Source organism: Streptomyces nanshensis (genome assembly GCF_001751255.1).
GTDB classification, from domain to species: domain Bacteria; phylum Actinomycetota; class Actinomycetes; order Streptomycetales; family Streptomycetaceae; genus Streptomyces; species Streptomyces nanshensis_A.
The window spans coordinates 1-4,465 of the sequence record NZ_LJGW01000034.1 but is presented as its reverse complement, the minus strand read 5'-3'; the positions used below and the strand labels follow the sequence as shown (position 1 = coordinate 4,465).

Annotated in this window: 3 protein-coding genes; 1 reads left to right on the top strand and 2 read right to left on the bottom strand. The window is 72.7% G+C overall.

The window, feature by feature from the left end; translation table 11 throughout:
• On the bottom strand, positions 1 to 633 hold a 633-nt coding region (locus AN218_RS01480), incomplete at its 3' end, for an ABC transporter ATP-binding protein (RefSeq protein ID WP_079131718.1).
• The gene (locus AN218_RS01475) at positions 630 to 1,157 is read right to left on the bottom strand and encodes a PadR family transcriptional regulator (protein WP_070014603.1); all 528 of its coding nucleotides are present in this window, start codon (positions 1,155 to 1,157) and stop codon (positions 630 to 632) included. The genes AN218_RS01480 and AN218_RS01475, both read right to left, overlap by 4 nt.
• 287 nt (positions 1,158 to 1,444) lie before the next feature.
• On the opposite strand from AN218_RS01475, the gene AN218_RS01470 reads away from it, so the two are divergent.
• Positions 1,445 to 3,610: an alpha/beta hydrolase gene (locus AN218_RS01470; RefSeq protein WP_079131717.1), complete on the top strand. Its 2,166-nt coding sequence runs from the start codon at positions 1,445 to 1,447 to the stop codon at positions 3,608 to 3,610.
• Positions 3,611 to 4,465: the final 855 nt, after the last annotated feature.

Here is a 4,465-nt window from a genome sequence, read left to right as displayed (position 1 = left end):
GAGGGAGTCCAGAGCGCCCGTCGGCTCGTCCGCGAAGAGCACACGCGGGCCCGCCGCGAGCGCGCGGGCGACGGCCACGCGCTGGCCCTGGCCGCCGGAGACCTCGCCGGGGCGCTTGCGCCCCACGTCCGCCACCTCCAGCCGCTCCAGCCACTGCGCGGCACGCGATTCGGCCTCCTTGCGGCCGAGACCGGCGAGCCGCAGCGGCAGCGCGGCGTTCTCCTGGCAGGTCAACTCCGGTACGAGCTGGCCGAATTGGAAGACGAAGCCGAAGTCGGCCCTGCGCAGGGCGCTGCGCCCGGCGTCGTTCATAGACGTCAGCTCCTGGCCCCGGTAGGTGACCGAGCCGGCGTCCGCCTGGACGATGCCCGCGAGGCAGTGCAGCAGCGTCGACTTGCCGGAGCCCGAGGGGCCCATGACGGCCACGATCTCGCCGGAGCGGATCGCGAAGTCGGCGCCGTCGAGGGCTGCCGTCGAGCCGTACGTCTTGTGCAGTCCCCTCGCCTGGAGCAGGAACTCCGAGGCCGTAGCGGCCTCTTGGGCGGCGGACTCCGCCGTCGCGGTCGCCCCCGCCGCGCCCCCGGAGGAGCCCCCCGAGGAGCCCGCGGAAGCGGTCGATGCCGTGGACGTCATTGCCGTACCTCCGTGGCCAGCTTGTCGAGCCGCGCCGCCGTCAGCTCGAGCCACCGCAGGTCGGCTTCGAGATGGAAGAGCGCGTGGTCGCAGATGAGTTGGTCGGCCAGATCGCCGCCCTGCTTGCGGCGCGTGAGTTCGCGCATCAGCCGCAGGTGCTCGGCGCGCTGGGTGTCGAGTTGCTCGGCGGCGTCGCGCCCGGTGAGCAGCGCGAGCACGACCTTGGTGTAGAGGGTGCTCTGCAAGTACGGCTCCGGCTTCTCGGGGCGGGAGAGCCAGTCGGCGACGTCGGTGATGCCCGCGTCGGTGATGGCGTACCGCTTCCGTTCGGGGCCGCCGCCCGCCTCGATGCCGTCGACCTCCACGAGGCCGTTTTTCAGCAGGCGGGACATCGTCGAGTAGACCTGCCCGTAGTGCAGCGGACGGTCGTGTCCGAAGCGCTCGTCGAAGGCCCGCTTCAGGTCGTAGCCGTGGCGGGGGCCGGACTCCTCCAGGAGTCCCAGCAGCGTGTGGCTGATGGACATGGCGAGGACTATACATCAGGGGTATACATCCCGTGTATAGATTCCGGGAAGAGTGCTCTGAGCTGCGCGTACGTACTCGGGAGCCGTCAACTCCGGCTCTCCGGGCGGTTGTTCGCGGGTCGTGCCGCCGAACGTGCTGCCGGGGTGCCGCCGGGCCCCCGGCGGCCGGAGCGACGGCCCCGAACGACAGGCATTCCGGACGGATTCCGGCCCAACCGCTCAACCCGCTCCACACGTACTGCGTCAGCCGTAAGGGACCACGTTCGGTTTCGGGGTGGGGGCGGACAATGGCGTACAGAACGGCGGAGAGCCCGCCCGACGGGACGGGCACGGAGACGTCCGCGGAGACGGGCCACGGCGAGTCCACGGACACGGGTACGGGAACGGGCACGGGCACGCACACGGACGCCGGTACGGGCACGGGCACGGATACAGACACGCGTACGGACACGGACCGGGGCCGGAGCCGGGGCGCCTGCTCCCGCACCGGCATACGGGAGCGCCCCGCCCGACTGCCGGGCGCACGGCGGCCGTTGGGCCCGTCCGGCGCATCGCACGCACCCGTCGCTCCCGTACGGGACCTGCCCGCGCAGCCGGATGCGCCCGCACCGTCCCGCCCGTACGCCCCCGGGACCCCCAGCGGGACACCGCCGCCCCCGCGTCTCCCCGTCCTCCGCAGGGCGCTGCGCGCCGCCGCCTCCCGCGCCCTCGCCGCCGCCCGGCACCCGTACCGTCCGCACACGGACCCCGCCCGCGTCGTACGGCGCTGGCCGGACCTGACCGCCGCCTGCTTCGCGATCGTCTTCTTCTGGCTCTCCCTCACGCCCTCCCTCGTGCCGCGCCCCTGGCTGCTCCAGGGCGTCATCGGCGGCATCACCGCCGCGATCGGCTACGGCATCGGGGCGCCGCTCGGCCGGCTGGCGCGCCTGGCGCTCGTACCGGTCTGCCGGCGCCTCCTCCGCCGCACCCCCGGCGAACGCGCACGTGCCCGCGCCTGGCAGACGTACTACCTGGCGGCGCTCGGCCTCACCGTCCTCGCGCTTTCCGAAAGCGCCCGTATGCAGCGGCAGTTGAGGGCGCTTCAGGATCTGCCCGAGACGCTCACCTGGCACTCGATGATGATCACGGTGCTGGCGCTGACGCTGTGTGCGGCGCTGCTGCTGCTCGCCCGTGCGATACGGCTGGGCACGCGCACGCTGATACGGAATCTGTGCCGCTTCGTGCCGCGTCCCGTCGCCGTCGTCGCGGGACTGCTGATCAGCGCGACGGCGGTCGTCGTCGGGACGCGGGACGTCGTCTTCGACCGCGGCGTCGTGGACGTGGTGGCGCGGATCGCGGAGAGCACCGACCGGGGCACGAAGGACGGCATCGTGCAGTCCGGTTCGCGCTTCGTCTCGGGCAGCCCCGGCTCACTGATCACCTGGCCCCAACTGGGGTACGAGGGACGCAACTTCACCGGCTCGACGCCCACCGCCCGCCGGATCAGCCACGTCACGCACCGTCCCGCCCGGGAACCGGTACGCGTGTACGTGGGCAGACGCGCCTTCGAGGGCGGCGCGGCCGGAGGCACGACGGAGGCCGAGTCCTACGCGGCGGGCGCCCAACTCGCCGTCGCGGAACTGGAACGCACCGGCGCCTTCGACCGCGAGGTGCTGGCCGTCGCGGGCACGACGGGCATGGGCTGGGTCAACTCGGCCGACGCCGAGCCCCTGGAGTTTCTGCACGGCGGCGACACCGCCATCGTCGCGATGCAGTATTCGTACCTGCCGAGCTGGCTCTCCTTCGTCGTCGACAAGGAGCAGGCGGGGCGCGCAAACCGCGCGCTGGTCACGGCAGTTCGGGAACGCTGGCTCCAGGAGCCCGCGGACAGCCGCCCCCGGCTGTACGTCTTCGGGGAGAGCCTGGGCGCGTACGGCGTCGAGGCGGCCTTCGACGGCCCGGACGACCTGCTGTCGAAGGTGGACGGCGCGGTTCTGGCCGGCTCCCCGAACTTCTCCCCGATCCGCGAAGAGATCACGGCGCACCGCGACGCGGGCAGCCCCGTGTGGCGCCCACGGTACGAACGGGGCCGGCACTTCCGCTTCGCCCAGTGGCCGGCCCCGGACCTGGCCCGTCCGCCGGGCCCGTGGCACGAACCGCGGGTGGCGTACCTGCAGAACGCCTCCGACCCGATCGTGTGGTGGTCCTGGGACCTCGCCCTCGAACGCCCCCGCTGGCTGAGCGATCCGCTCGGCCCGGACATCACCCGCGAGGTCGGTTGGTTCCCGTTCGTCACCTTCTGGCAGACGACGGTCGACCTGGCGGTCTCCTACGACGTGGACGCACCGCACGGCCACCGCTACGGCTCGGGCTCGGTGGAGGCGTGGTCGGCGGTGGCCCCACCACAGGGCTGGGACGCGGCAGACCACAAACGGCTGAAGCGGTACATGGAGGAACGGAAGTCGCCGTACTGAGGGGGGTGTTGGGGGCGGCNCGGGTTCGCGGCGGGGCGAGGGCGCGGGGAGTGACGAGGGCGGAGGCGACCGCTCCGGGTGCGGCACCGGGGTGCGGGGCGCGTGCGCATGCGGCTTGTATACGGGCCGCACACATGAGGGTCGGGCCAGCCGGTACGCCGCTCGTGTACCGGTCGCACACGCGGAGAGCCGGGCCGCCGGTACGCCGCTCGTATACCGGTCCCAACGAGCAGCGCGTGCACACCAGTTGTATACGAGCCGCACACACCCAGCGCTCCTCGCCGGTACGCCCCTCGTATACCGGCCTCAACGCCCCGCGCCGGTACGCGACTTGTATACCGTCCGCGCACATCCAGCGCCGCTCGTACGCCGGTATACCGCCCGCACACAGCGTCAGGACACGCGCCGCAGGCACGAAGCCGAGGTGCTGCCCCTGTCCCCGCGGTGGCGGCCAGGCGCGAGGCGCGCGCGTACGCAACTCGTGCGCTGCTTGTATACCGGGGCCGCAACAACCCAGCACACCGCTCGTATACAGGCGGCACACAACGCCCCACCTCGCCTCGCACACCGCTCGTATACAGGCGGCCGACGCACGCTGACCCGCCCCGCCCGTACACCCCTCGTATACCGGCCCCCGCCCCCATACACGCGAACTGCCGCCCCCAGGGCGGCAGTCCACACCAACACAGCAACGCGCAACACGACGGACGCGACCAACACGGCCGACGCCTCCGGCACCGCCGACAGCACCCGCGGCACCGGCGGCCCGTGCCTCACTTCTCCCCGTCGGACCCCTTCGGCCCCTTCGGCTTCTCCGGGCCCGCAGGCGGTGGCCCGTCCGCCGACTCCGTCGGG

Excerpts from the sequence above, each read along its gene's own strand:
- AN218_RS01475 (WP_070014603.1), bottom strand. The coding sequence starts at position 1,157 with ATGTCCATCAGCCACACGCTGCTGGGACTCCTGGAGGAGTCCGGCCCC.
- AN218_RS01470 (WP_079131717.1), top strand. The coding sequence starts at position 1,445 with ATGGCGTACAGAACGGCGGAGAGCCCGCCCGACGGGACGGGCACGGAG.